The sequence below is a fragment of the Ruegeria sp. CH11 genome (assembly GCF_056537105.1).
The window spans coordinates 43,956-68,602 of the sequence record NZ_JBQFQX010000011.1 but is presented as its reverse complement, the minus strand read 5'-3'; the positions used below and the strand labels follow the sequence as shown (position 1 = coordinate 68,602).

Genomic DNA, 24,647 nt, shown 5'->3' with positions numbered 1-24,647 from the left:
ACTCCGCTGTGGCGGACAAACGCACCAAGACTCAACTACCGCCAGAAAGGCAGCACCATGGCAAATCCACTTTACGATGACCTGTTCGGGGTTCACGCCGGAAAAACCACAACATTCATTCAGCTGCCATCTGGCGTGGCCGTATCGCATCGCGACTTTCTGGCCATTGCCGCCCGGATCGCAAATGCCACTGTACAGTTGGGGCTGAAGCCCGGTGACCGGGTTGCGGTGCAGACAGAGAAATCGGTCGAAGCGCTTGCCGTCTATGCCGCCTGCGCGCAAGCCGGGCTGGTCTTTCTGCCGCTGAACACCGCCTATACAGCCAGCGAACTGGTCTATTTCCTTGAAAACAGCGGTGCGGCACTGGTCATCTGCGACGAAAGCAGACAGCAAGAGATCATCGATGCGACCGCAGCACTGGATACGTGTATCGAGACGCTAAATGCAGATGGCAGTGGCACCCTGACGGATCGCGCGTCCTCGCTGTCTGTCGAGTTTGCCACGGTCGATCGCAGCGGCGAGGATCTTGCCGCGATCCTCTACACATCGGGCACGACCGGTCGACCGAAGGGTGCGATGCTTAGCCAGCGCAACCTGCTTTCGAATGCGAAGACTCTGGTGCAGGAATGGCGCTTCACCTCGGACGACGTGCTGTTGCACGGGCTTCCGATCTTTCACACGCACGGTCTGTTCGTGGCTTGCAACGTTATGCTTGCAGCGGGCGGCAGCATGATTTTCCTGCCCAAATTCGATCTGGAGGAGATGATCCGGCTGCTTCCGCTTGCCACCTCGATGATGGGCGTTCCGACATTTTACACCCGTTTGCTGGGTGACGCGCGTTTTACCCGTGATTTGACGCAGAACATGCGACTGTTCATCTCGGGTTCGGCACCCCTGCTGGCAGAAACGCACCGTCAGTTCGAAGATCGCACCGGTCATCGTATCCTTGAACGCTATGGCATGACCGAGACCAACATGAACACTTCGAACCCCTATGATAAAGAGCGCCGCGCTGGCACGGTGGGCTTTCCTTTGCCCGGGGTCGAAATCAAAATTACCGACGCCCAGACTGGGAAAGCCCTGCCCGACGGGGACATCGGTCAGATCGAAGTGCGCGGACCGAATGTATTCTCAGGCTATTGGCAGATGCCCGAGAAAACCGCCGAAGAACTGCGCGAGGATGGCTGGTTCATCACCGGTGATCTGGGCAAGCTGGACGCCGAAGGGTACCTGCACATCGTCGGGCGGAACAAGGATCTGGTGATCTCGGGCGGCTATAACATCTATCCCAAAGAGGTTGAGCTGGTGCTGGACGACCAGCCCGGCGTTCTGGAAAGCGCGGTGGTCGGCGTACCCCATCCTGATTTTGGCGAGACCGTTCTGGGCATTCTGGTCGCCGAGGCCGGACAACACCCCGATCTTGATGGCGTTATGGAAAGTGTCGGGCGGGAACTGGCCCGGTTCAAACATCCCAGACGACTGATCCTGGTGGACGAGCTGCCGCGCAACACGATGGGCAAGGTGCAAAAGAACGTTCTGCGGGAACAGTACAAATCTCTGTTCGTTTAGCGCTCATCTCCTTTCGTCACGGCCGTTCCCCCTTCAAGACCGCGATTGACGGAGGACGGGAAATTGACGCAACTGTGGGGACCAGCTTTTTGAAGACCAACCGCAATACCGGCACGGAAACCTGTGATCAAAGATCGAGATATTGAGCAAGACGTCGGGCAGACTCTGCAAAGATTGCGGCAAGAGCGCAATCTGACCCTGTCCGAACTGGCGACAATTGCGCAGGTATCGGCCTCGATGATCAGCCGAATAGAAAACGGCAGCGTTTCACCTTCGCTTGGAACGCTTCAGGCTTTGGCGGATGCGATGGATGTGCCTTTGATGGCATTGTTCGCACAGACCGAGGTTTCGGCAGATGTGCATCATGTCAAAGCGTGCGAGGGGTTGGCGTCACGGCGGATCACACAAGGGCACGCACATGACTACCTGCTGCTCGGCAAACATGGTGGGCCGGGCGGTTCGTTTCAGTCCGCCCGGATCAGCATTTCCAAAGCGCAATCGGGAACTCTGCCCAGCTACCAGCACGAAGGATATGTCTTCCTGTACATGATCAAGGGCGATGCAATCTACAGGTGCGGCACCGAAGATTTTTCCATGACCACAGGCGATACCCTGAGTTTCGATGCCAAACTGCCCCATGGTTTCTCCGAGATCGTCTCCGAAAGTATAGAATTCATCACCGTCTCGACCCGCCCGCAATAGATTGCAAAGTCGACACGACCTTTCCCATCATGGATCATCGAAGCATAATCTTTGCAGGCGGTTGCGGGCTGTTTCATACTATTTTACTATGAAAAACCTTTCGCAAACAACGACGGTTCCGCCTCCTATGAAAATCACTTTCAAACAGGTTGATGCCTTTCGCACGGTGGTATCGACCGGAACCGTCACCGAAGCAGCCGCAATGCTTGGGATATCGCAGCCTGCTGTCAGCCGTCTGATCTCGGATTTCGAGGCAGAGGTTGGGTTTCAACTGTTTCAGCGGTCGGGGCGGGTATTGGTGCCGACCGATGAAGCCCGGCTGCTGGTCGAAGAGGTGAGGCAGGCCGTGAGCGGCATGGAACACATCAAGGACTCGGCCGCCGCAATCGGAAAATTCGGCCACGCACGGCTGAACCTGGTCATCACCCCGGGGGTCTCTTCCCAACTGGCACCCGATCTGATCGGAAATTTCGTGGACACCTGTCCACATGCCATGGCGCGGATGGAAATCGCCCCGAACGACGACGCGGTCGAGTGGATGGTCTCGCAGAATTACGATTTTGGGATCACCACGACAGAACCGGCCAATCCTTCCTTCGAAAGCCTGGTAATCCGCGACAGTGATGTGTGCTGCGTGTTGCCCAGCGGCCACCACCTCGCAGGCAGAACCATCATTCAGGCGCGGGATTTGGAAGGAGAGAATTTCATCTCGTACATGCCGTCGTCACGATTCCGGTTCGAGATCGATCAGTTTTTTGAAGCAAAGGGCATCGCTCGGCACATGCAGTACGAAACCCGCACGACTGATGCGGTGTGTCGTCTGGTCGCTCGGGGTTTGGGCGTTTCTGTCGTCGGCGCCAGCCTCGATTACCTCAAAACTCTGCCCGACTGTATCGCCCTACCCTTTGCTGCGCCTTTGACGTTTCGGGCAGTGTTGTTCTGGTCCAAGAACAAACCCCTCTCGGCAGTTGGGCAGTCTTTCCTGAAGATTGTCGAGGGGCAGGTCAATCGCGATTAAGCGCTTCACGAAAGCTAGTGCGGGCTTTCGCGCTGTGGATATATGCATAGTCTCTTGGATAAGCGGTTCCGGCCTGCACCTCCATTGAAACGAATTGTGGGCCGCTTGCCGATAGAACATGCGGCAGTGCTTGCGAAAACTGATCCAAGTCGGCAAATCGCTGCACCCCGGCATAGCCTGCGGCCCAAGCCATGGCTGCAAAGTCGACCCTTTCGCCACCGGGCAAAGGATGTGATCCGTTTACCTCGTACACTCTGTTGACCGACAGAAAATGATACAGGTTGCTGACCTGTGCATTGGCGATCGTCACAAGCGAGCCAAGGTTCATCAGCAGGCTGCCATCCCCATCCAGAACGATCACACGCCGCTTGGGATTTGCCAGCGCCAGTCCCAGACCATGTGAGGATGCCTGTCCCATCGCCCCGACCGCTACGTAGTTCAGATCACGCGGGTTCAGGGCCAACCAGTCGAAACAGCTTTGATAGACGGCGACTACGATGTCTTCGTCCAGGACATGCGGGATCAGCGCCTTCAAAGCCGCATCTCTATACATGCTCATGAGGCCTCCGGCGATCGGCCAATCAGGAAGATATGAGGTCTGGAGGCGGCATAAGCGGCCTCGACTGCGGGTGGTATCAGAACTTCGTCCCCCGGCTCTTCAATCAGTGAATGCGACAGGGTCATCGCATCCAGAACCGGCTGGATGATCCGCACTCCATACGAGGCCGACTGATCCGGCAGCAGATGGGGTTCCTTCCCTTGCAGGCCAACCATCATGACAATTGGCAATTCGTAGTCGACACCGATCGCACGGATCGCATTCAATGAATCCATCAGACCGGTTTGTTGCATCATCAGAACTGCGCGCGTGCCGTTATAGGACATCGCACCACAAATGCTGACGCCTTCGTCTTCCTTGCAGACCCGGGTCAGGCGAAAATCGGGATCGCGCGAAATCGGCCACAGCAGACCGTCGCTGGTCACGATGTCCGGCAACGCCACAACTTCTCGGATGGCGGATGCCTTGATCGCCGCGATGATAGCGGCCCCGGAAGGATGCGCGACCGACGGAGCATCATCGCGGGCTTGCGGAGACGCAACCATCACAGGGCTCCGTCCAGAAACGCAGCGATCCCGTCGCGCGCGGCCCGCATCTCATGCGGGTAGCCGATGGTGATGCGGATGTAGTCGCGGTAGGCAGGCGAAGCGAACCGGCGCACCATCACGCCCCGCTGCCTCAGAAACAGATCCGCAGCCTCCGCTGTTTTTCCCTGATCCGGAAAGCGGACCAGTACGAAATTGGTCTGGCTTGGCACAACGTCCAACCCCAACGCCTTCAGTTCTGTCTCAATCCAACGCCGCCCCATTACGTTGGCTTCATAGACTGACTGTATATGGGCTTTGTCCTCCAACGCAGCGACCGCCGCCGCAACTGAAGGGGCAGAGATGGGGAACGTCAGACCAATCCGCCTTACACTGTCGACCACATCCTCGGGTCCGTACATCCAGCCCACGCGCGCACCGGCCAGCCCGTAAATTTTCGAGAATGTCCGGCACATAACCACATTGTCCGAGTCCTCAACCAACTTGTGCGCAGGCTCATAATCCTGGGCGTCGACATATTCTTCGTACGCGGCGTCTATGATCAGCAATACGTGCGCAGGCAGCGCCGCGTGCAACCGCCGCAGCTCGGCCCCGTTCAGGTAGGTTCCCGCCGGGTTTTCGGGATTGGCAAGATAGACGACACGCGTTCGGTCGCTTAGCGCTTTGATCATCCGATCCACTGACGGCTTGAAAGCATCATCCTCAACAGACACAACCTCGGCATCGTTCGCATAGGCGTAGTTGGGCACTTTCAAATACCCATTGGCACTGCGGATCAACTCGGTGCCGGGTCCCAGATAGGCGCGGGCCAGCCGCGCCAGCAAGTCATCCGACCCCTGCCCGGTTGTGATCCGCGCCGCATCCAACCCAAAATGCCTGGCAATGGACGGGGTTAGAATTCTGTCCGGATCCTCCATGTATCGCTCGACCGTGCTGATGGCAGCACACGCGGCTGCACGCGCGTTTGGACTGGGTCCAAAGACATTTTCGTTTGAATTCAGCAAAGTTGCCGGCGGCGGCAGGTTATTAGACAGCCCGCCCACCATATGAGGTTTGATCCTGTCGATTCCAGCTTTTGCGCGACTGAGCGCCATTGAATTCCTCCGGCAGGGCCATGGGGTGGCCAAGAGTTCTCGCCCCTCATATCACATATCACCCATATTTTATCAATTCACTTTCAAAAAAATTATGATATGAAGCAGGCATCCAACCTACGAGAACGAATGACTCAAACTGCTTCACCTCATCCCAGCCGGTTGACCCTGACCATCGATCTTGATGCGCCAGGCAGGCACGTGGGCGATCTGATGCTGAAATGGTCCGACAATTCGGTGCCACTAGGATACCACCCCGTACCGGTGATCAGTGTGAATGGTCGCCCGGGGCCAAGTATCCTGATCCTTGGGGGCACACATGGCGACGAATTTGAAGGTCCAGCCGCCATCATGCGTCTCGCCGCGCGCCTGAACCCAGAGGAGCTGACGGGGCAGGTCATTCTGATCCCGGGCCTAAACGCACCCGCCCTCGTGGCGGCGTCTCGCGTGTCACCGCTGGACGGTCAGAATCTGAACCGGGCCTTTCCCGGAGACGCCGATGGCGGGCCAACGGCGATGCTTGCGCACTTTGTTGAAACTGTTCTGCTGTCCCGGGTCGATGCCGCGATTGACCTGCATTCTGGTGGCAAAGCCTCGGTCTTTTCCGCTTGCGCATTGGCCGCCCGCACGCAGACCGATGCGCTGACCGCCGCCAACATGGATCTTGCGCGCGCCTTTGGGCTGCCTTTGATCTGGGTATTGGGGGCGCATAACGACAATCGATCCGTGAATTCGGCGGCCGCCCGGACCAACACCCCAATGATCGCAGCCGAACTTGGCGGCGGCGGTGGCCTTGACCCCGAGATCACCGATCTGACCGAGGCGGGATTGATACGGTGTTTTGGGCATCTGGGTATATTGTCGGGCGTTCAGTTCGAAGCAGCAACGCCGAAATGTGTTGAAATCACCGACCCGTCGCATTCGGTTTACGCCCCCGCTGACGGTCTGTTTGACCGGCGTTGTTCTGCGGGCCAACACGTCGAACGCGGTGCGTCAGCCGGAACGCCCATCGATGGATCTGAATTTCTCGGCTTCGGGGTATATCTTGGCCCATGGCAACCGGGGTATCGTCAAACGTGGCGACCTGTTGGCGTTGGTGGCCCAAACTGTGTCCGGTGACATGGTATGAGAAACTACACTCCCTTCATCTCGGGCGCGTATGTGGATTGGGCTGGGGAGTCTCTGACCAGTATCGACCCAGCGACCGGCCAGGGTTGGAGTACAATTGCCCGTGGCAACGACCATACCGCCGATCAGGCGATCCAAGACGCCGATCACGCCTTTCGCAATGGTCCATGGGCGAAGTTGGATCCAAATGAGAGAGCAGACATGCTCGACCGGGTGGCGGATGCGCTGGAACACCGTTGGGAACAGCTTGTCACACCCGAAATCCGTGACAACGGAAAGCGGATTACCGAAGTGCGGGGCCAGTTTTCCGGCCTGCACATTTGGTTCCGCTATTTCGCTGCCCAAGCGCGCAAACTGGAGCCTGAGGCGCAGGCGAATTCGGTCCCCGGTGTACGCAGCGTCGGCCACCACATCCCGTATGGCGTTGTTGTCGCCATTACGCCCTGGAACTCACCTCTGATGATCCTGGCCTGGAAACTGGCCCCGGCACTGGCGGCGGGCAATACGGTCGTGGTGAAACCGTCCGAGATGGCCTCGGCCTCGACGCTGGAATTCGCGCAACTGGTGTATGAGGCAGGTCTGCCGCCCGGAGTGCTGAATGTCGTGACCGGGCTGGGGCATGAAGTGGGCGAGGCGCTGGTACGGCACCCATTGACCCGCAAAGTCACCTTTACCGGATCGGATCTGGGCGGCCGCAAAGTAGCCGAGGCAGCCTCTGCGGGCGTCGTCCCAACGGTGCTGGAACTGGGCGGGAAGTCGGCGCAGGTGGTCTTTTCAGATTGCGATCTGGACAACGCGGTCAATGGGATTTTGTCAGGTATCTTTTTGTCCAACGGCCAGACATGTGTCGCCGGTTCCAGGCTGATCGTTCAGGCCAGCCTGAAAGACACGCTGGTCTCGCGTCTGATCGACCGCGCAGGTGCATTGAAGTTGGGCGATCCTATGGACCCTGAAACGCAGATCGCACCGCTGGCCAACGAACCCCATCTGCGCAAAGTGTCCGCGATGATCAAGCAGGCCAAGGCTGAAGGGGCCGTTTGCCTGCTGGACGGGTTGGAAACCGCCGCGGGACACGACGGGTACTATGTCGGCCCGACCATATTCGACAGGGTTACGCCCGAGATGCAGCTTTGGCGGCAAGAGGTATTTGGACCAGTGCTGGCGGTAACCAGCTTCGAAACCGAAGACGACGCCATCGCACTGGCCAATGACAGCGATTATGGTCTGGCCGCCGGGGTTTGGACAACCGATGCCAGCAAAGGCGCGCGCGTCGCCGAAGCCATTGCGGCGGGCACTGTCTATATCAACCACTATCGCAGCGTTGATCCAGCCAGCCCCATCGGGGGGATCAAGCTGTCGGGCTATGGGCGTGAGCTTGGCCCCAATGCCATTAAGGATTTTTGCCAAACCAAATCGATCTGGACCGGCACAGCTCCGGTACCTGATCCATTTCCCTGACCACGGATACGCGCGGAGGACGCTATGAACGATTATTTCTCAGCCCCCAAAGGCAATTTCCGAGGTCACGATCAGCAGAAAGTCTGGCACGAACGTCCTGACCCTGAACTGACCGAGGTTGGCCCCGGCACCCCCTGCGGCGAATACCTGCGTCGGTTCTGGATGCCGGTGGCGATGACCGATCAGATCGGCGACCTACCCTATCGTTTGCGCATACTGGGCGAGGATCTGGTTCTGTTTCGCGAAAAGAAAGATGGCAAACTGGGTCTGACCCATCTGCATTGCTGCCACCGCAATATGAGTCTTGAGTTTGGTATCGTCGAAGAAGGCGGCATTCGCTGTTCCTATCACGGTTGGAAATACGGGCTGGACGGCACCATTTTGGAAACTCCGTGCGAACCGCCCGCCTCTCAGGTCAAGAAAAAGGCCTGTCTGGGGGCCTATCCGGTGATCGAATACAAAGGTTTGGCCTTTGCCTATATGGGTCCCGCCGAGGAACAGCCCCCCTTTCCGGTGATGGACACGTTCGACGACAATGGCGACGAACTGGTGCCCTATCTGATCAAATCGCCCTGCAACTGGCTGCAAGTGATGGAGAACGCCTGGGATCCGTTCCATGTGGTGTATCTGCACACTCTGGCCGTGCGCAGCCAATTCATCGACGCGTTCGCCGAGATGCCGATGATCGAGTTTCACGAAAGCCAGACGGGCGATTTCTACACAAATGTCCGGCGGGTCGATGATATCGTTTGGGTCCGCATACACGACCACATGTTGCCTTCATTCACACAGAATGGCGGTCATTTCCCGGTTCCGGACGGGCCGCGCTATTTTGGGCGCTGCGGCTTGTCGCGCTGGATCACTCCAATTGACGACACCAATACCATGGTCATCGCCTGGCGGCACTTTCGGGATGAGGCCGCGAATGACGATCCAAAGGGTCTGACGGACAAAAGCAAGGTCGGTTACGGGATGACCGATTTCTACGGTCAGGATCCCGACCGCCCTTATGAGATGCGCCAGCGCGATCCTGGCGACTATGATGCGTGGGTCAGTCAGGGGCCAAGGAACATCCATGCCCGCGAAAACCTCAGCTTCACCGACCGGGGTGTGGCCAAGGCACGCCGCCTGTTGCGTAACGCCATTCGCGCCCTGCAAAAAGGTGAACGCCCGCCGCAGCCCTCGGACAGTTTCGCTGGCAAGGTGATCCCGACCTATGCGGGCGATACAATGCTGCGCATTCCGGTGCAGGAGGGGCGCGACGACGGCGCGGTGCTGAAAGAGATCTCGCACCAGGTGGCCGAGATCTACAAATCCGGCGACCACCTTCAGGGCGATGCGCGCAAGGCGTTCATCGTCGACGCACTCAAAAACTACGAGGCAAGCTGGTCATGACCACACGCATTCCCCACAACCCCGGTCGGGTCGACTGGTCCGGTGAAAACCCCGGCATCTATCTGAAACAGGACCCAGCACAGGATCATTACGACACGCTGGCACTGTTCTTTCGGGTGGTTCTGTCACCATACGGACGTGGCAACGCGGCACTGATCCTGGGTGCCCCGGATCAGGCGCAGGGCTGGCCGCAGGTGCCCAACCTGATCATGACCGACAACCAGCGGATGATGCGCTGGATCGTGGATGGCTGGGTCACGAAGATGCCGACGTTCATTGGCAAGGCCGGGCTCGGCGCAATGACCTGGCTGGATTGCGACAGTGTCGAAAAGCGTCCCGGCAATCTGAAATCGCGCTATTCCGAAACTTTGCGCGGCTCGGGCGTAACGGTTGAGATGATCTGGCAGGATATGGGACCGCCACTACCAGTCGAAGTGACCAAAGAGAACTCGGCCACCAAAGCGCACGAAATGTACTCGGTATTTCTCGAGGCCAAAACGGCACAAGTCGTGATCAATGGCACCCCCCTGCCCGGACAGGTCGCCAGCCGTCAGTTCTTTGGCCGTACCATGTCGACCGCCTTTCTGGCGTTTTCCGAGACCTGGGTGACCCCGCAGGAGGATCTGTAATGCCTTTGAACGAACCGATTACCCCGGGCACCGTCGATTGGACCGGCGAGAATCCGGGTATCCTCCTGAAAGATGACAATGACAATTTCTCGGCCATGGCGTTGTTTTTTCGCGTTGCCTGGTCGCCGGTTGGTCAGGGTCAGGTCCTGTTGCTTTACGGGACACCCGATCAGGTCGACGGATCATCATACGCGCCAAACGTGATTCTCAGCGACAATCCCGATCTCACGACGTTTCTGAAAACAAATTTTATCAGCAAACTGGCCGCGTTCGCCAATGCGCCTGCCTTTGCCACACTGCCCGAGATTGGCGCTCGGGTTGTCCGCACCTCTGGTGACCCGATGAGCCATCGCTATTCCGAAACCGTCGTCGGCGAGAACCTGACAATCGAACTGGTCTGGGAAGGCTTCGAACCGCCCCGTGCGCTGGAACTGTCCCCGCATGAGGTCGCCTCGGGCGAGCAGAACATGTTCTCGTTGTTGGTACCTGCGCATTCGGCGCAGATCATCGTCAATGGCCGACCGCTGCCGGGCAAGCTGGGCAAACGTGTACAAGCCGGTTACGAGACGACGAGCGCGTTCCTGTATTTCTCGGAAACATGGATCGTTCCACCGGAGGATGCGTGATGCTGCATCCGGCTGATAAACTGGCCTTTGACCGGGCAATGGTGACTCAGCCGGTGTGGAACCGTTTCAACACCACATCTGAAGCTTTAGGTTTGGACGAAAACGTTCTGTTGCATGCCGGGCCGGCCTTTGCCAGCCCGGATCAGATAACCGCCCCAATCCTGAATTCGGCTTGTGTTGCCGCGGTCTGGCAAGGTCTGGCGAAGGATTTTGATCGGGCCGAAGCGATGATCAACGCTGGCGAGATACTCCTGCAACCAGCGCAGGACCACGATGTAGTGACACCTCTGGCCGCCGTTGTCTCTGCTGATATGCCGCTGCACACGGTCTATGATGCGTGGCACGGACAGCACAGGGTGTACGCACCGATCAACGCGGGCAGCCGACCTGCAATGCGTCTGGGTCTGCGGTCCGAGGCGGTGCTGGACCATATGCGTTGGCTGAACACCCGGTTTCTGGATGTGTTGGAGAAGGGAATCGCTGAAGGGATCGCTCTGGTTCCGTTGGCCGTGATCGGACTGATGGGTGGGGATGACTGTCATGGGCGTACACCAGTTGCCGCTCAGGCGCTGATAGCGGAACTTAAAGACCGTACGCCCGGTGGTATATCGGATGACGACGTGCTGGCCTTCATGGACAGCTCTCCCTCACTGTTTCTCAACCTCTGGATGGCAGCCACCAAATGTATGATGAAACTGGCCGAAGGGATCAAGGATTCCAGCTTCGTTACAGCGGCAGGCGGAAATGGTCGCGATGTCGGCATTCAGGTTTCCGGCCTCGCCAACCAGTGGTTCACGATCCCTGCCAACCCGCCGAAGGGGGCGTTTGACGTGGACTTGCCAGAGGACCGCGCCCTCGGCGCAATTGGCGATAGCGCCGTGGTTGAGGCATTCGGACTGGGCGCCATGGCTATCGACCTGAGTCCTGAGCAGAAAAAGGGTCTGGGGTCATTTCTTCCCGCAGACGCGCAGGCGCGTATGTCCGGCCTGTCGGTCGGAGCGCACCCCTATTTCCGCGCATTGGATGTACAGCTTGGCAGCACGGCGCGCGGTGCAGTTGCGCAAGGTTCCGGGCCGGTGATCGGCCTGGGCATCCTTGACCGTCTGGGCGAGGCCGGGCGGTTGGGTGGTGGCATCTACGACATGCCTGTTGCCCCTTTCGCTGCGGCGCTGAAAGCGCTTGAAGCATGACCCCCCTGAACCAGCGCTCTGCCCACGTGCTTGCAGCGATGATCCGGTCGGGCGAGGTCAAACCATCGCAAGTGATGGCCGCACATCTGGACCGGATCAAGGATCGCGAACCTGTCATCGGGGCTTTCCAGACTCTCGATGCAACACGCGCCATCGAGAGGGCAGAGGCCGCTGACGATCTCACCATAGGTGGGCCGCTGCACGGCGTGCCGTTTGCGATCAAGGACATCATCGACACCGAAGACATGCCGACAGGATGGGGCAGCGACCTGTATGCCGAACGGCAACCGGACCGCAACGCGGCTTGTGTTCAGGCGTTCTTGAACGCCGGTGCAATTCCCATCGGCAAAACCGTCACCACAGAATTCGCGTATTTTCGCCCAGGCAAGACCGCCAACCCGGCCAACCCCGCGCATACGCCCGGAGGATCGTCATCCGGTTCGGCCGCTGCGGTGGCCGACATTATGGCACCGCTCGCATTTGGATCGCAAACCGCTGCATCGCTGATCCGGCCTGCGGCGTATTGCGGCGTCTGCGGGTTCAAACCAACCACCGGGCGATATGATCTGACGGGGGTCATGGGCCTGTCCGAAAACCTTGACACATTGGGGGTTTTGGCCCGCAATCCGAGGGATCTGGCGCTGTCCGACGCGGTGTTACGCGGAACGGACCTGCCACCGCCGCCCGCCTTCGACGATACATTGCCGCGGATCAGCCTGATGCGCGGCCCGTATTGGCAGGACGGCTCGGTTGAGATGCGGGATACCTGCACGCGCGCGCTGGCCACCCTTGCCACAACCGGGGCCGAGACCGGAGAAATCGCCCACCCGCCGATTTTTTCCCAACTCACTCAGGCTCAAATCGTTGTCATGGGATACGAGGTCGCGCGGCAACGCGCACATGAATACGCTGTCGGTGTTCCCGGCATCAGCCCACAGTTTCATGACCTCGTCACCGCAGGGTTGGCGGTCAGCGATATTGACTACCGCGCAGCGCTGGACCTGCGGGATCACGCAGGTGCGATGCTGGATCAAATGTTCCGCGACGTGGATGCTCTGTTGGTTCCGTCCGCGCCCGGACCAGCACCGTTGGGATTAAATGCGACCGGAGATCCGCTTTATTCTCGGATGTGGAACCTGTTGCAAGTACCATCAGTCGCCTTGCCCTTCGGAGCTGACCAGCGAGGCCTGCCTTTGGGCATTCAGCTGATCGGGCGAAAGGGCGGCGATGCCCGCCTTTTGGACATCGCGACGTGGGTTCATCGACACCTGTCGAAATGACCTGCCACAAAAGCACGCGGTCCCGCCGATTGCCCAGCGCGTCCGAAGACGCCCTGCCCGTGGTATCCTGCGATCAGGCCATGGCCCTTGCCACATAGTCTTCGACCATATCGGCAAAACTCTGCTCTACGGCGAACTCAAAGCCATCCTGAAACCGCATCACCAATGCCTTGAGGCCAAAGACCTCGGTATAGGTTACTGCATCCGGCGCAAACACCGCGTCGTGCAGATCCAACGGACAGGCAATTGCCATGATCTCGCCCGCATCCGGGCCGGTCACCTTGAAAAAAGTCATCGTGTCCGAGACCCGCACAATGCTGATATCCGCCGGGCAGTCTGTGGGTTTCAGGGCGGCATCCAACGGCTCTTCCTGCTCAAGCGGTGCGCGCACGATCCAATGATTGCGGCCGATATAGAACAGCTCTTTGCCATCCTTTTCGGTTCGATGGTTGGGACGGTCCGGAAAGCCCGGCAAAGCATCGCCAACCCAGGCCTCAATCCCCTGCGACAGGCCTTTGAGGTCGAACAGAGCCATCATCCCGCAGCGTTGAAACATGACGTCATAGCTCATCTCAGGACCTCAGCAGTTTGCCTTCGGGATCATGGAACACCGGTTTCGTCACCGTCACGGGGATCACATCATCCTGCAGCCGGACATGGGCAGTTTCACCCTGACGTGCGCGGCCGTTTTCCAACAGCGCCAGCCCGACCCAGCGGTTGTTCACCACGCTCCAGACGCAGGCTGTGACCAGCCCGTCCGTGGCCTCTTTCCGACCTCCCGGAGTCAGGGGCGCACCTTCGGGGACCTGCCGGTTCGGGTCTTCGGCCAGAATGCCCACCAACTCGCGCCGTGGAGCCCCGCGCGCTCGACGCAGCGCAATCGATCGTTTGCCCAGATAATCCGGCTTTTTCTTCGACATCGCCCAGCCCATGCCCAGATCATAGGCATCCACGGTGCCGTCAACCTCGTGTCCCAGCGACAGGAACCCCTTTTCGACCCGCAGCACGTGGCTGGATTCCGAGCCAACCGGCAAAATCCCAAAGGGCGCGCCGGCATCCATCACCTTATCCCAAAGCTCGACCATGTGGCGCGGGGCAACATTCACCTCATAGGACAGCTCTCCGGTAAAGCTGACGCGAACCACGCGTGCTGGCAGGCCCGCGACAGTGCCATCGCGGAAAGACATGAACGGGAACGCCTCGGGTGACAGGTCGATATCCGTGCCCAGCGCCTGCATCACCTCGCGCGCCTTGGGGCCGCAAATGGTGGCGTTGTTCCACTGGCTCGTGACGGTGGTGATCATCACCTGCCAATCGGGGAACTCGGTCTGCAACAGCTTTTCCATATGCTGGTTCACCGCGTCCGCATGACCGGTCGAGGTCGAGATCAACCAGCGATGTTCATCCAGCCGAAACGCAACGCCATCGTCCAGGATCAGTCCATCCTCGGACAGCATCAGCCCATACCGCCCGTCGCCCGGTTTCAGGCTCGACATGACGTTGGAATAGATGAAATCGAGGAATTTCGGAACGTCCCGGCCCTTTAACTCGAATGTCCCGAGCGGAGAGCCGTCGTAGACCCCGACGCCTTCGCGCACCGCGCGGCATTCGCGATTCACGGCCTCCTGCAATCCTTCGCCCGGTTTCGGGAAATATCCCGGTCGCCGCCAGCGGGCGCCTGCTTCGTACATTACCGCGCCATTGTCCTTGTTCCATTGCGTCACTGGGGTATGGCGGTACGGGAACAGACCCCAGCCTTCGCGCAGACCACCTATCGCGCCGAATGACACCGGGGTGTAGGGCGAGCGGAACGTCGTTGTGCCGACCTCTTGCAACGGCAGCCCCTTTTGCATCGCTACAGTACCGATGATGTTGATATTGCCGGTTTTGCCCTGGTCGATCCCCATGCCGCCGGTCGTGTAGCGTTTGACATGCTCGACATTGTCATAGCCTTCGCGCAGAGCCAGATGCACATCACTGACGGCGACGTCGTTCTGAACGTCCAAAAACGCCTTTCCGCGTTGACCCGCAACATCCACGCGCCAGAGCGGTTCGATCGCATATGGCAGGTCTACGCCGCCCTCAATAATAAGATCGAGCGTCAAATCACCGGCGGCGGCACCAACGGCCCGACAGGGTTGTACCGCCTGATCGGGACAAAAAGCGGCCAGATTTTCGTCGAACCGCAACGTGCTGCGAGACTGAGACCACAGGTGCACGGTTGGATTCCAGCCCCCGGAACACGCGAGCAGATCGCAGGTGATCCAGGTCCCGGGACCGCCTGTGTTGGGTACTGCCTTCACGGCGCGGATGCCTTTGTGGCCCCGGACCTCGCCAACCACGGTTCCGGAATAAACCGTAATACCGGTGACTAGGTCCAACGCCGAATTCGGTACCGTTTCGCGGCTGTCGAGGATCGCCGCGACAGCGACCCCAGCGGCCGACAAGTCAGCCGCTACCGCATATACGCTGTTGTTATTGGTAAAGAGGACCGCGCGCTGTCCAGGCGTGACGCCCCAGCGGTTGACATATGCCGGTACCGAAGAGGCCAGCATCACTCCGGGTCGGTCATTGTTGCCGAACACCATCGCGCGTTCCGTGGCCCCGGTGGCGATGACAACCTCTGCCGCGCGGATCCGCCAACTGCGCTCGAGGATCGCGTGCTGTTTGGGCTCGCGCTCGTTCACGATCATCAGATTGTGTTCTCGATAGGCCCAGACGGTTGCATTTTGCAGATGGATCACGTTCTCCATCCGGTCCAATTCGGCCACTGCATCGGCCACCCAGTCCATCGCCGGACGGCCATTGATGGTCAGGTTTCGGTTGAGCAGACTGCCACCCGCCTCGGGCCCTTCATCTGCCAGAAACACCCGTTTACCCGCGCGCGCCTCCTCAAGCGCAGCCTGCAGTCCGGCAGGACCAGCCCCGGCGACCAGCACATCGGCATGCGCATTGCGCGCCTCGAAATGACCCTTGCTTGGGGGTCTGGCGGGCGCGGCAGCCAGACCTGCGGCCTTGCGGATCGACGGTTCAAACAGGTGCCAATTGGGCCATTTGAAGGTCTTGTAATAAAAACCCGCCGGGATGAACCGCGCAAAGAGCTGGTTGATACCGCCCAGATCGAACTCTGGCGAGGGCCAGCAATTGACCGACCGGGCGCTCAGACCGTCGCGCAACGGGACCGTCGTCGCCGGACGATTGCCCGAGGCGTCTTCACCGTCCAGTTCAACCAATGTCGCCGGTTCCTCGGGGCCGTGAGCCATGATCCCGCGCGGGCGATGGTATTTGAAGCTGCGTGCCGTGACGCGCACGCCATTTGCCAGCAACGCTGAGGCAAGCGTGTCGCCCTCGAACCCTTCGTAGGGTTTGCCATTAAACGTAAATCGCAGTGGGCGGTTTCGGTCGATCCGCCCGCCCGAGGCGCGGCGATTAGCTTGTACCATCGGGCGCCTCCACAATGTCATGGGTCCGCGTGTCACGCCAGATCGTGAACCATTCTCCACATCCACGCGCATGCCACCATTTCTCGTGAACCGGGCCCAGGGGGTTCGGCGTCACCGTCAGGTATTCGACCCATTCCGCGTCGCTGGCAGCATTGGGATCGGGACGATCCGCCCCGACCGGGCCGCCATAGATGAACTCGCTTTCATTACGCTTGCCACAGAATGGGCAGGTTATAAGCAACATGATCCTGTCCTTTCCTAGCGCGCGGTGGTGGTGCCGGCTTCCATCACGAAGTCCAGATGCCGGAAACGGTCGAGGGTGAAAGGTGCCATAAGCGGATGCGGTTCTCCTTTGGCGACCAAATGCGCCAAAGTGAGCCCCCCAGCCGGAATCGCCTTGTACCCCCCCCACCATCCGGCAGTGACGAACAGGCCCGGAACCTCGGTCTGATCCATGATGGGCGAGGCATCATGAGCGATATCCAGATGTCCGCCCCATTGCCGCATCAGTTTGAGCTTTTTGAAGCTTGGGAACAGCGACAACATCGCGGTAACGGTGTCTTCGAAAACATGCTGTTTGATATCTCGGCGAAAGCTTTGCCCCATGTCGGGCGCACCGCCAATCACCATCTCGCCCTTGTCCGACTGACTGAAATAGAACCCGCTATCAGGGCAGTTCACAATCACATCGACAAGTGGCTTTACCGGTTCCGACACAAACGCTGTCAGGTTCATCGTCCGCAATGGCAGTTTCAACCCTGCGGTTTCGGTCAGAGTCGTCGTATGTCCCGAAACGGCCACGACGACCTTGCTTGCTTTTACGACACCGCGATTGGTCTCGACCCCTTCGATCGCCCCGTTCGCCCCCCGTATCAGCGATTGCACTGCGGTTTGCTGATGAATTTCAACCCCGCGCGCGTCAGCCGCGCGCGCATAGCCCCAGGCGACAGCATCATGCCGGTTTACCCCCGCATCCGTGTGGACCATCCCGCATATTACCGGCAAACGGGCCTCAGCGCCTCCGCCGGTCAGTGCCGGAATGCGACGGCGCAGTTCCTCGGTCGTAATCTGTTCATAAGTCGAACCGTAGATGTCCATCGCAAGCTGCCGTCGACGCAATTCACGCAGCTTTGGCCAGGTCTGCACGACGTCCACCATGGTGCGCTTTGAATGCATCATGTTGAAGTTCAGCTCATCCGTCAGCCCTTCGTACATGGCGACGGATTTGACATAGAACGGGATCGACTCGTCCCGCATGTAGTTCGAACGGATCGTAACGGTGTTTCGGGCGATGTTTCCGCCGCCCAGCCAACCCCGCTCAAGCACGGCAACATTTGTGACGCCGTATTCCTTGGCCAGATAGTAAGCCGTCGCCAAGCCGTGCCCACCGGCCCCGATTACGATCACATCATAGCTGTCCTTCAACGGCGGGCTGCGCCACGCCAAAGGCCAGTTGCGGTGACCGGATAGTGCATTTCGTGCCAGTGAGAAAACGGAATACTTTTGCATATTGGTAATAATATTTATCAACACGCATCTTCAGTCAATGATTTTCTACCGGCGTGGCCATCCAACCCGATGCCCGGATAGCGGCTCTATGCCGATGCCGAAAAATGGTTTAGCCTGCAGCTATGAGCCTTCGCGTAGCACAGTTCCATAACCGCCTTTCCGGCAAGTGGTCGGCACGCTCGCTGTGGCCGTGTTTCATCATCAACTGCCGCAGTTCACCTGCACTGTAACGTCAGAAAAACCGGGCGCGATGCGCCCTCCGTTTACAACCGCCTCAGCGCATGGGGCGAAAAATAGAGACGTTACATGACACAAATACCTGACCTCAAAACTCTGCAAGAGAGCTACGCGCGCGACGGAGTCGTGCTGTTGAAAAACGTGCTGTCGCAAGACTGGCTGCACAAACTGCGCCAGGCTGTCGACGACGAAACCGCCAAAGGCGATCGCTATTTTGCCTATAAGAATATGCGAGAGCATCCAGGCGTGTTTCAGGACTATTGCCTGATGTCGGATATCGGTCAGCGCGTGGCCGAAGTGGCGGACAGCCCCTGGACATCGCTGATCTACGACCAGATTTTTGCGAAAGAGCCCGGGACCAAAACCCAGACCGGCTGGCATACCGATCAGCCCTATTGGCCGGTTGCTGGGCCGATTATGACCATGTGGATCGCCTTGGATCCGGTAGACCCGGACAATGGCGCATTGGAATTTGTCCGCGGGTCACACGCTTGGGGTGCCAAGTACCGACCGTTCAAGACCGACCAGCTTGGCGGGTTCCTGCACTATCTTGAGGAAGACAACCCCGACTATATCGATATGCCCGATTTTGAGGCTAACCGCAGCGCATACGATATATTTCACTATCCGCAGATGGAGCCCGGCGACGCGTTGGCCTTTGACGGCATGACCGTGCATTCGGCGATGGGAAACCGGACATCGACCCGGCGCAGGCGCGGCTATGCAATCCGCTTTGCTGTCGATGGTGCAACCTACGAGCCCCGCGATACCGTGACCGAATGGCTTCATGACGACAGCCTGCGCCCCGGGGCACCCTTTGCTGGTGGCCGGTTTCCGGTGATCTACAGAGCAGCGTAGCCAGAGATAGACCTCACCACGTCGATCATGCATCGGGCAACTTGACGATTATCTGCCGAAGGCACATGGTTGGGTCATGATGATCATGACCCAACCTTTCGGACGCTATTGCCACGCCCCCTAATCGGTGCGGTCAACGATGTTCAGTCTGAAAATGCCGCCACAGCGCGGCATTTTTCTTTTCGCTTCTGTGGCGCCCACAGGAGAAAACGATGAGAGAAACAGACACTGACGCAACCGCGAACATCCGCGATGCAAGACCTGCAGACTTGCCGCGTTTGATCGCGATGGTTCGCGCTCTGGCCACCCATCACGGGGATATCCCAAAGGTCAACGCTGCAGCATTGCGGCGGGATGTGTTTGGGTCACCACCATGGCTTTATGTGCTGGTTGCCGAAGTGGAAGGCGACGTCGCTGCCTATACTTCGCTGTGTCCGCTGACCCAGTTGCAAACCGGTCGTCGCGGCATCGACATGCATCATCTTTTCGTGGATCAGAGGTTTCGTGGCACCGGCATTGGGCGGCAGCTTATCGAAAGCGCAAAGCAAAAGGCGTTGGCCCTATCATGTACCTACATGATGGTCGGCACCCACCCCGACAACGCAGACGCGCAGGCCGTTTATCGGGCGTGTGGGTTCGAACGACATGATGCTACGCATCCCAGGTTTTACATTTCGCTCGACACTTAGTGGGTTTCCGATCCTGTCAGACAGGCTTATGCGCGAAGCCACGCATCAAGCCCGAGCGGCAATTTCCGCCGGGCTGGCTTCGGCTTCGATGGTCCGATCCAATGTCTTGCGAAACAGTTTGGCACCTGCGTCGAGCCCCAGGTCGATATGGGGCGTTTTGGCGTGTTTCATTCCCAGATGAACCTGTTCCAGAACCTCCTTGTCCTCAAGAAAGGCCATACGCGCGCCATCATTCATGAATTTGGACACCTCGGCATTGTCGGGGTCGGAATTGCGGTGCTGAAACCAGAAATATCTGGTCCGATCTTCATCAATCGGCGTCATGAAATTGTATGAGATGTTGATGAATGTCTCGGCGACAGGAGGCTTGCCATACCCGCCAGTCCCAACCGGCGTGTAAATGGATTTGTTCAACCCGATTGCGGGCATGCACATCTCGTAGTGCTGCAAGCGATCACAATCGCCGTCAAACGCGACAAGTTTTGCGTAGTAGGGCGAAGGCGGCTTGTTCTCAATCCAGCGCGAAACGATCACTCCCCGGTCGGTCCGTTCTACATTCAGGGGCTCTTCGTCCGTGCCAGCACCGGCAAACGAAGATACGTGAACCCAGGCGACGTGACTGGGGTCAAGAAGATTGTCGCAGACCCAAAGGTAATGGCAATCGATGTCCATCACGCCGCCATCGGTCATTCCCCAGCCTGGATCGTCAAAATTATCAATCGGGAAAATCTTGTCCGGATCCGCCAGTTCCGGATCCCCCATCCAGATCCACAGGAACCGATAGCGGTCGACCACAGGATAGGATCTCACGACCGCTCTGCGAGGCGTCATGCCGCGTTGGGTCGGGCTGTCCGTGCATTTGCCCGAGCAGTCGAATTTCAGACCGTGATAGCCGCATTCAACTACATCCCCGATCAGGTTGCCTTTGGACAGCGGCAGCTTACGGTGCGGACAGGCGTCCTCGAGCGCGACAGGGGTACCATCCTGCTGTCGATAGAAAACGATATTCTCACCAAGAAACGTCTCGGCCTTCAGTTCGTGCTTGATATCCTTGCTCCAGGCGGCGACGTACCAGCAATTTCTCAGAAACATGGATAGGCTCTCCATTCGGTCAGATGGCTTGCACCAGTATGAGCGGCAGAGCCGCGTTGCGCCATGCCGGAAATGTAATGGCTTGTATAAGCCTTGCTAATTTCAAACCGCGTCCGGGTCGGGTATTTCCGGCTGCGCCTCGACCTCGGCATGAATCCAGTTCAGAAACTCTGTTACTTTCGGACTGTCCTTGGCTTCCTGGGTGCGGACCAGCCAATAGGACAGCGGCGATTGGGTCATTTCAGTGAAAGGACGGATCAAACGCCCATCCGCCAGCATATCGATGACCAGCGGCTCACGCCCTAATGCAACGCCCAGACCTTCGATCGCGGCTTGAACAACCATGTTCGATTGCCCCAATCGCCGAGTCCGCACCGTGTTGGGCAATGTCAGGCCGCATTGCCGCGCCCAGAATTCCCAAGTTGGACTGGCCGCCCCGTGGTGGAGGTTTTCATCCACCAGCAGGGTGTGCCGCGCCAGATCCTCGACCCGATGCAAATCGGACCGCAATGAAGGGGCGCACACGGGAAACAACCTTTCTGACATCAACAAATCAACCTGGTACCCGGGAAAATCGCCCAACCCATACCGGATTCCAACATCGGCATCCGAGCCAGAAAACGGGTATTGCCCTGTATCCGTGGCAATGGAAATCGACAGGTCGGGATGCGCCATGTCAAACCGCAGGAGCCGCGGAAACAACCAATTGAATGCAAAGCCAGGCAGACAGGAAATCACGATCGTCCGATCGGTACGCGTTTTGTCCCGAAGCTGCATACACACATCAGAGATACGTCCCAGCCCTTCCGAGATTGCCAGCGCAAGCTGCTCACCTTCGCGAGTGGGGCGCGATTGCCGCGCGCCGCGCACCAGCAGATCTCGACCCAACCACTCTTCCAGCGAGCGGACATGCTGACTGACTGCGCTTTGGCTAACGCCCAACTCTGTCGCCGCAGAGGAAAATCCGGAGTGCCGGACGACAGCCTCAAACGCGCGCAGGGCGGAATAGGGCAAATTCAGGATCATATTAGCCACCCTAATGACAACCATTATCACATTCAAATGGATTGGCCATGAAGCCACGCGCTACTTTAAAGCAACCGGAATCCGCAGGAGATCGCAATGTCGGACATCACACCCGAGCGCGGCGCGCGAAATCTCTTGTCGAACTGCGCCCGTGCGGTGGCAGGGGATCGGTTGTTGATCGCCTATGAACCGCCCGAGTTTGGGTATTTCGACGCCGATAGTGTCGGTATCGTCTCGGGCGTTGCCCGCTCCATGGGTTTGTCGGTCGACGCGGTGGATGTGGGGTTCAATCCCGGCAACCCAAACCTGACTCCGGAATTGCTGGCGCGGTTCGAAGATGCCGACATCATCCTGTTTCTGGCGCGCCTCGGGGACCAACTGCGGTTCTCAGATATGCCGCAGGGCAAGAAGATCATCGTCAGCTTCGCCCTCAGCCGAGAGCTGTTCGGATCAGGGTTCTCGAACGGGCATCACGACGCGTTCATGGAACTCAAAGCCGGGATCAACGCAGTGCTGAACACCGCGCAAGACGTGCGCTTTACCTGCCCTCTTGGCACGGATGTCAGGGGAAGACCAGAGATGAACCTGAACCCATCAGGCGACACTTCGATCCTGCGCTTTCCGATGTCCGTCTTCACACCGGTTCCCGCGCACAGTTTTTCCGGCCGGGTGGCATTGACATTCCTGACCGGCACGGGATCGAAGTACTATGACGACTATACGATCGAATTCGACCGCCCGGTCTTTGCCAAGCTGGACAACGGTCGGCTAACAGGGTTCGACGGTAATCCCGCCGACACCGCCCGCGCCGAGGCCCATTACGATCGGGTTGCAACGCAGTTCGATATAGACCGCAATTTTGTACATTCCTGGCACGCTGGCTTTCATCCGGGCTGCGGATATCCTTGGGACATGCGCGACAATTACGAGCGCTGGGGAGGCTCGGCCTTTGGCAATCCGCGTATTCTGCATTTCCATACCTGCGGTGCCTATGCGCCGGGCGAAATCAGTTGGAATGTGTTCGACCCGACAATCGTGATAGACGGCGTAACTTTATGGGAGCACGGAATTTTCCACGCCCATCGGTTGCCGGGCGGGTCCCGGATACTGGACCGCTATCCTTGCGCAGCCGGGCTGTTTGTCAGCCCCGACACGGATATCGGATTGCGCAGCGTTGGATAACTTTCCGGCTTGATCGGACATCCCATGCCGCGATAACCTGACGGCAATAGCGCGATCAGTATGGGCGCTATGGTGCGGAGCACTCCCGTCTCCGGTGCCGGATCATGTGGTGAGGGCGCGGCCCCCACACCGGCAAAAAAATGTGGAACTCACATGTCACAAGCAATCGTTACCCCATTGAGTCAGGCTCTGGCCGAAGGGAAACTTACGCGTGAAGAACTGAAAGGCTTCATGCAGCGGTCAAACGGCCCCGGTTTGCGCCATCTGGCGCTATGGATACTGGTGCTGGCCTTTACCACAACACTCGTCACGCTCGCGTGGAACAGCTGGCTGATCTGGCCCGCAATGTTCCTGCAAGGCATCGTTTTGGTGCACCACTTTTCGCTGCAGCACGAGTGTGTGCATTACACCGTGTTCCGAACCCGATGGCTGAATGATCTGGTTGGCCAGATTTGCGGCCTGATCATCATCCTGCCGCATCGCTTCTTCCGCTACGAACATTGCGATCATCACACCTATACGCAATTGACCGGAGAAGACCCTGAGCTCATCCCGCTACCCAAAACCATTGGCCAATACCTGCTGTACCTGTCCGCCCTGCCCTATTGGCGCGGCAAATTCACCGAGCTGTTTCGTCACGCAAGCGGCAACCTCAGTGAGACCGAATTGCGGTTCATTCCAAAAGTCGAACATCAGGCTGTGTATCGCGATGCCCGTCGAATGCTGGTCATATATGCTGCGATTTTTCTGGGCATGGCCGTCACCGGTTGGTGGGGTCTGATCTGGTACTGGATCATACCGTTGTTTTTGGGTGAACCGGTCATGCGCTTTATCCGAATGACGGAACATGTCGGACGCCCAACCGTGGCCCAAATGTCGGAAAACACCCGTACAAATTTGGTTTCAGCCCCTTGGGCATTCCTGTGCTGGAACATGAACTACCATGCAGAGCATCACTATGTCGCCTCGGTTCCATTCCATGCCTTGCCGCACCTGCATGAGAAACTCAAAGACCACATTCACGTCGAGCCCGGCGGGTATCTCGCTGCACATCGCGAAATCCTGCGACAAATCCGAAACGGGGCGAGGGTGTGAACCATGGCAAATGAGAAACCGTGGAAAGATGTGATCGAAACGTCTCGGCTGGAAAAGAACTGGGTCACGCGCGTCGAACTCGGCACGCGTCTGATCGCGGTCTATGACACGCCAAGTGGCATCTATGCTTCGCTGGCGCTTTGCAATCACGGCGGCGCCGATCTGTGTGACGGATATTTTGACGGGCATGTCATCGAATGCCCTTTGCACCAGGGCGCATTCGACGTGCGCGACGGCCATCCGGTTTCAGCACCAGCGACACGGGTGATGAAAGTATTCGAAACCAGGGTCGAAAACGGCATGGTTCAGATCAGAGCCTGAAC

At 58.5% G+C, this 24,647-nt stretch carries 24 protein-coding genes; 15 read left to right on the top strand and 9 right to left on the bottom strand.

Going from position 1 to position 24,647, the window contains the following annotated elements; genetic code table 11:
* Window positions 1-57: 57 nt before the first annotated feature.
* The 3 genes from ACR0LX_RS16230 (at window position 58) to ACR0LX_RS16220 (ending at window position 3,289) form a co-directional block, all read left to right on the top strand.
* Window positions 58-1,569, top strand: a complete 1,512-nt coding sequence (locus ACR0LX_RS16230) for a malonate--CoA ligase (RefSeq protein ID WP_480784604.1) — start codon at window positions 58-60, stop codon at window positions 1,567-1,569.
* A 123-nt stretch (window positions 1,570-1,692) separates the two neighbouring features.
* Window positions 1,693-2,271 carry a helix-turn-helix domain-containing protein gene (locus ACR0LX_RS16225; RefSeq protein ID WP_480784603.1) on the top strand — a complete coding sequence of 193 codons (579 nt, stop codon included), beginning with the start codon at window positions 1,693-1,695 and terminating at the stop codon, window positions 2,269-2,271.
* A gap of 127 nt (window positions 2,272-2,398) precedes the next feature.
* A complete protein-coding gene (locus ACR0LX_RS16220) occupies window positions 2,399-3,289 on the top strand; it encodes a LysR substrate-binding domain-containing protein (RefSeq protein ID WP_480784602.1) in 891 nt (296 codons plus the stop codon).
* Here ACR0LX_RS16220 and ACR0LX_RS16215 read toward each other — a convergent pair.
* The 3 genes from ACR0LX_RS16215 to ACR0LX_RS16205 are packed head-to-tail and all read right to left on the bottom strand — an operon-like array spanning window position 3,276 to window position 5,487.
* A complete protein-coding gene (locus tag ACR0LX_RS16215; RefSeq protein WP_480784601.1) occupies window positions 3,276-3,848 on the bottom strand; it encodes a thiamine pyrophosphate-dependent enzyme in 573 nt (190 codons plus the stop codon). The two genes, ACR0LX_RS16220 and ACR0LX_RS16215, sit on opposite strands and share 14 nt — an antisense overlap.
* Window positions 3,845-4,393 (bottom strand): decarboxylase, encoded by a 549-nt coding sequence (locus ACR0LX_RS16210; protein ID WP_480784600.1) that lies wholly within the window; start codon window positions 4,391-4,393, stop codon window positions 3,845-3,847. Before ACR0LX_RS16210 ends, ACR0LX_RS16215 begins: the two co-directional genes overlap by 4 nt.
* Window positions 4,393-5,487 (bottom strand): pyridoxal phosphate-dependent aminotransferase, encoded by a 1,095-nt coding sequence (locus ACR0LX_RS16205; RefSeq protein ID WP_480784599.1) that lies wholly within the window; start codon window positions 5,485-5,487, stop codon window positions 4,393-4,395. The genes ACR0LX_RS16210 and ACR0LX_RS16205 overlap by 1 nt, the downstream gene beginning before the upstream one ends.
* 129 nt (window positions 5,488-5,616) lie before the next feature.
* On the opposite strand from ACR0LX_RS16205, the gene ACR0LX_RS16200 reads away from it, so the two are divergent.
* Genes ACR0LX_RS16200 through ACR0LX_RS16170 form a run of 7 tightly spaced genes read left to right on the top strand, consistent with a single transcriptional unit; the run spans window position 5,617 to window position 13,193 of the window.
* A complete protein-coding gene (locus ACR0LX_RS16200; protein WP_480784598.1) occupies window positions 5,617-6,606 on the top strand; it encodes a succinylglutamate desuccinylase/aspartoacylase family protein in 990 nt (329 codons plus the stop codon).
* A 6-nt stretch (window positions 6,607-6,612) separates the two neighbouring features.
* Window positions 6,613-8,073, top strand: a complete 1,461-nt coding sequence (locus tag ACR0LX_RS16195; protein ID WP_480784597.1) for an aldehyde dehydrogenase — start codon at window positions 6,613-6,615, stop codon at window positions 8,071-8,073.
* Window positions 8,074-8,097: 24 nt separating this feature from the next.
* Entirely contained in the window at window positions 8,098-9,468 is a 1,371-nt protein-coding gene (locus tag ACR0LX_RS16190) for a Rieske 2Fe-2S domain-containing protein (RefSeq protein ID WP_480784596.1), read from the top strand.
* Window positions 9,465-10,097, top strand: coding sequence for a hypothetical protein (locus ACR0LX_RS16185; protein ID WP_480576006.1), 633 nt, complete (start codon window positions 9,465-9,467; stop codon window positions 10,095-10,097). Before ACR0LX_RS16190 ends, ACR0LX_RS16185 begins: the two co-directional genes overlap by 4 nt.
* Window positions 10,097-10,723 (top strand): hypothetical protein, encoded by a 627-nt coding sequence (locus ACR0LX_RS16180; protein WP_480784595.1) that lies wholly within the window; start codon window positions 10,097-10,099, stop codon window positions 10,721-10,723. Before ACR0LX_RS16185 ends, ACR0LX_RS16180 begins: the two co-directional genes overlap by 1 nt.
* Window positions 10,723-11,913, top strand: coding sequence for a YlbE family protein (locus ACR0LX_RS16175; protein WP_480784594.1), 1,191 nt, complete (start codon window positions 10,723-10,725; stop codon window positions 11,911-11,913). The genes ACR0LX_RS16180 and ACR0LX_RS16175 overlap by 1 nt, the downstream gene beginning before the upstream one ends.
* Complete coding sequence (locus ACR0LX_RS16170) at window positions 11,910-13,193, top strand: amidase (protein ID WP_480784593.1); 1,284 nt, start codon at window positions 11,910-11,912, stop codon at window positions 13,191-13,193. The genes ACR0LX_RS16175 and ACR0LX_RS16170 overlap by 4 nt, the downstream gene beginning before the upstream one ends.
* A 73-nt stretch (window positions 13,194-13,266) precedes the next feature.
* Here ACR0LX_RS16170 and ACR0LX_RS16165 read toward each other — a convergent pair whose 3' ends face one another.
* From ACR0LX_RS16165 to ACR0LX_RS16150, 4 genes are read right to left on the bottom strand one after another with little or no spacing between them, the layout of a single operon-like run.
* Window positions 13,267-13,764, bottom strand: coding sequence for a sarcosine oxidase subunit gamma (locus ACR0LX_RS16165; protein WP_480784592.1), 498 nt, complete (start codon window positions 13,762-13,764; stop codon window positions 13,267-13,269).
* 1 nt (window position 13,765) lies between these two features.
* Entirely contained in the window at window positions 13,766-16,636 is a 2,871-nt protein-coding gene (locus ACR0LX_RS16160; RefSeq protein ID WP_480784591.1) for a 2Fe-2S iron-sulfur cluster-binding protein, read from the bottom strand.
* Window positions 16,623-16,880, bottom strand: a complete 258-nt coding sequence (locus ACR0LX_RS16155; protein ID WP_480575989.1) for a sarcosine oxidase subunit delta — start codon at window positions 16,878-16,880, stop codon at window positions 16,623-16,625. The genes ACR0LX_RS16160 and ACR0LX_RS16155 overlap by 14 nt, the downstream gene beginning before the upstream one ends.
* A gap of 14 nt (window positions 16,881-16,894) precedes the next feature.
* A complete protein-coding gene (locus ACR0LX_RS16150) occupies window positions 16,895-18,166 on the bottom strand; it encodes an FAD-dependent oxidoreductase (protein WP_480784590.1) in 1,272 nt (423 codons plus the stop codon).
* Window positions 18,167-18,451: 285 nt separating this feature from the next.
* Between ACR0LX_RS16150 and ACR0LX_RS16145 the strand changes: the two genes are divergently transcribed.
* A complete protein-coding gene (locus tag ACR0LX_RS16145; RefSeq protein WP_480784589.1) occupies window positions 18,452-19,240 on the top strand; it encodes a phytanoyl-CoA dioxygenase family protein in 789 nt (262 codons plus the stop codon).
* Between the two features lie 212 nt (window positions 19,241-19,452).
* Window positions 19,453-19,929, top strand: coding sequence for an N-acetyltransferase family protein (locus tag ACR0LX_RS16140; protein WP_480784588.1), 477 nt, complete (start codon window positions 19,453-19,455; stop codon window positions 19,927-19,929).
* A 45-nt stretch (window positions 19,930-19,974) separates the two neighbouring features.
* On the opposite strand, the gene ACR0LX_RS16135 is transcribed toward ACR0LX_RS16140, so the two are convergent.
* Window positions 19,975-21,021 carry an aromatic ring-hydroxylating dioxygenase subunit alpha gene (locus ACR0LX_RS16135; protein WP_480784587.1) on the bottom strand — a complete coding sequence of 349 codons (1,047 nt, stop codon included), beginning with the start codon at window positions 21,019-21,021 and terminating at the stop codon, window positions 19,975-19,977.
* A gap of 102 nt (window positions 21,022-21,123) precedes the next feature.
* Entirely contained in the window at window positions 21,124-22,047 is a 924-nt protein-coding gene (locus ACR0LX_RS16130) for a LysR substrate-binding domain-containing protein (RefSeq protein WP_480784586.1), read from the bottom strand.
* A 96-nt stretch (window positions 22,048-22,143) separates the two neighbouring features.
* Here ACR0LX_RS16130 and ACR0LX_RS16125 point away from each other — a divergent pair, with 96 nt between their 5' ends.
* The 3 genes from ACR0LX_RS16125 (at window position 22,144) to ACR0LX_RS16115 (ending at window position 24,645) form a co-directional block, all read left to right on the top strand.
* Entirely contained in the window at window positions 22,144-23,229 is a 1,086-nt protein-coding gene (locus ACR0LX_RS16125; protein WP_480784585.1) for a hypothetical protein, read from the top strand.
* Between the two features lie 153 nt (window positions 23,230-23,382).
* The gene (locus tag ACR0LX_RS16120; protein ID WP_480784584.1) at window positions 23,383-24,324 is read left to right on the top strand and encodes a fatty acid desaturase family protein; all 942 of its coding nucleotides are present in this window, start codon (window positions 23,383-23,385) and stop codon (window positions 24,322-24,324) included.
* A gap of 3 nt (window positions 24,325-24,327) precedes the next feature.
* Window positions 24,328-24,645 (top strand): non-heme iron oxygenase ferredoxin subunit, encoded by a 318-nt coding sequence (locus tag ACR0LX_RS16115; protein WP_480575968.1) that lies wholly within the window; start codon window positions 24,328-24,330, stop codon window positions 24,643-24,645.
* The last annotated feature ends 2 nt before the right edge of the window (window positions 24,646-24,647 follow it).

Bases quoted from the DNA above. Each gene is read 5' to 3' on its own strand.
- ACR0LX_RS16210 (WP_480784600.1), bottom strand. From the start codon at position 4,393: ATGGTTGCGTCTCCGCAAGCCCGCGATGATGCTCCGTCGGTCGCGCAT.
- ACR0LX_RS16220 (WP_480784602.1), top strand. From the start codon at position 2,399: ATGAAAATCACTTTCAAACAGGTTGATGCCTTTCGCACGGTGGTATCG.
- ACR0LX_RS16180 (WP_480784595.1), top strand. From the start codon at position 10,097: ATGCCTTTGAACGAACCGATTACCCCGGGCACCGTCGATTGGACCGGC.
- ACR0LX_RS16145 (WP_480784589.1), top strand. From the start codon at position 18,452: ATGACACAAATACCTGACCTCAAAACTCTGCAAGAGAGCTACGCGCGC.
- ACR0LX_RS16230 (WP_480784604.1), top strand. From the start codon at position 58: ATGGCAAATCCACTTTACGATGACCTGTTCGGGGTTCACGCCGGAAAA.
- ACR0LX_RS16160 (WP_480784591.1), bottom strand. From the start codon at position 16,636: ATGGTACAAGCTAATCGCCGCGCCTCGGGCGGGCGGATCGACCGAAAC.
- ACR0LX_RS16125 (WP_480784585.1), top strand. From the start codon at position 22,144: ATGTCGGACATCACACCCGAGCGCGGCGCGCGAAATCTCTTGTCGAAC.
- ACR0LX_RS16135 (WP_480784587.1), bottom strand. From the start codon at position 21,021: ATGTTTCTGAGAAATTGCTGGTACGTCGCCGCCTGGAGCAAGGATATC.
- ACR0LX_RS16155 (WP_480575989.1), bottom strand. From the start codon at position 16,880: ATGTTGCTTATAACCTGCCCATTCTGTGGCAAGCGTAATGAAAGCGAG.
- ACR0LX_RS16185 (WP_480576006.1), top strand. From the start codon at position 9,465: ATGACCACACGCATTCCCCACAACCCCGGTCGGGTCGACTGGTCCGGT.
- ACR0LX_RS16205 (WP_480784599.1), bottom strand. From the start codon at position 5,487: ATGGCGCTCAGTCGCGCAAAAGCTGGAATCGACAGGATCAAACCTCAT.
- ACR0LX_RS16195 (WP_480784597.1), top strand. From the start codon at position 6,613: ATGAGAAACTACACTCCCTTCATCTCGGGCGCGTATGTGGATTGGGCT.
- ACR0LX_RS16200 (WP_480784598.1), top strand. From the start codon at position 5,617: ATGACTCAAACTGCTTCACCTCATCCCAGCCGGTTGACCCTGACCATC.
- ACR0LX_RS16130 (WP_480784586.1), bottom strand. From the start codon at position 22,047: ATGATCCTGAATTTGCCCTATTCCGCCCTGCGCGCGTTTGAGGCTGTC.
- ACR0LX_RS16190 (WP_480784596.1), top strand. From the start codon at position 8,098: ATGAACGATTATTTCTCAGCCCCCAAAGGCAATTTCCGAGGTCACGAT.
- ACR0LX_RS16115 (WP_480575968.1), top strand. From the start codon at position 24,328: ATGGCAAATGAGAAACCGTGGAAAGATGTGATCGAAACGTCTCGGCTG.
- ACR0LX_RS16175 (WP_480784594.1), top strand. From the start codon at position 10,723: ATGCTGCATCCGGCTGATAAACTGGCCTTTGACCGGGCAATGGTGACT.
- ACR0LX_RS16165 (WP_480784592.1), bottom strand. From the start codon at position 13,764: ATGAGCTATGACGTCATGTTTCAACGCTGCGGGATGATGGCTCTGTTC.
- ACR0LX_RS16120 (WP_480784584.1), top strand. From the start codon at position 23,383: ATGTCACAAGCAATCGTTACCCCATTGAGTCAGGCTCTGGCCGAAGGG.
- ACR0LX_RS16215 (WP_480784601.1), bottom strand. From the start codon at position 3,848: ATGAGCATGTATAGAGATGCGGCTTTGAAGGCGCTGATCCCGCATGTC.
- ACR0LX_RS16170 (WP_480784593.1), top strand. From the start codon at position 11,910: ATGACCCCCCTGAACCAGCGCTCTGCCCACGTGCTTGCAGCGATGATC.
- ACR0LX_RS16140 (WP_480784588.1), top strand. From the start codon at position 19,453: ATGAGAGAAACAGACACTGACGCAACCGCGAACATCCGCGATGCAAGA.